The sequence below is a fragment of the Oleiphilus sp. HI0128 genome (genome assembly GCF_001635365.1).
The window spans coordinates 1-743 of record NZ_LWGG01001146.1 but is presented as its reverse complement, the minus strand read 5'-3'; the positions used below and the strand labels follow the sequence as shown (position 1 = coordinate 743).

At 48.9% G+C, this 743-nt stretch carries 1 protein-coding gene; it reads left to right on the top strand.

The window, feature by feature from the left end; all coding sequences use genetic code 11:
- A partial coding sequence (locus tag A3763_RS19410; RefSeq protein ID WP_156495191.1) for a sigma 54-interacting transcriptional regulator occupies positions 1-743 on the top strand: 743 nt, incomplete at both ends.

Sequence of the window (743 nt, the reverse complement as noted above, 5' to 3'; positions counted from 1 at the left end):
CAGAGTGGCGCTTTCGACTACCTACCCAAACCCTTCGATCTAGATGATGCCGTCGCACTAATCAAACGCGCCATTGCTCACTCCCAAGAGCAAAAAGCACAGAATATGCCTGATGCACCGGAGCTCAATGAAGAAAATACTGAAATCATTGGTAAAGCTCCAGCGATGCAGGAAGTGTTTCGCGCTATCGGCCGCTTATCACAGTCAAATATAACGGTTCTGATCAATGGCGAATCAGGAACAGGTAAAGAACTGGTCGCTCGTGCTTTGCATCAGCATAGCCCCCGTGCACAGTTACCATTTATTGCCTTAAACATGGCTGCAATTCCCAACGACCTGATTGAGTCTGAGTTATTTGGTCATGAGAAAGGTGCCTTTACAGGTGCTGGAGGACAGCGCACCGGACGCTTTGAACAGGCTGATGGCGGTACACTTTTCCTCGATGAAATCGGAGATATGCCTGCCGATACGCAAACCCGCCTATTACGTGTACTTGCAGATGGTGAGTTTTATCGAGTCGGTGGCACCACACCCGTTAAGGTTAACGTTAGGATTATCGCTGCAACCCACCAAAACCTTGAAGGTCTGGTTCAAGAAGGTAGCTTCCGGGAAGATTTATTTCACCGTTTGAACGTTATTCGCGTTCACCTACCTAAACTATGCGACCGAAGTGAAGACGTCCCCACCCTGGCGAACTACTTCTTAAGCAAAGCAGCTGAAGAGCTCTCGGTCGACATCAAGCA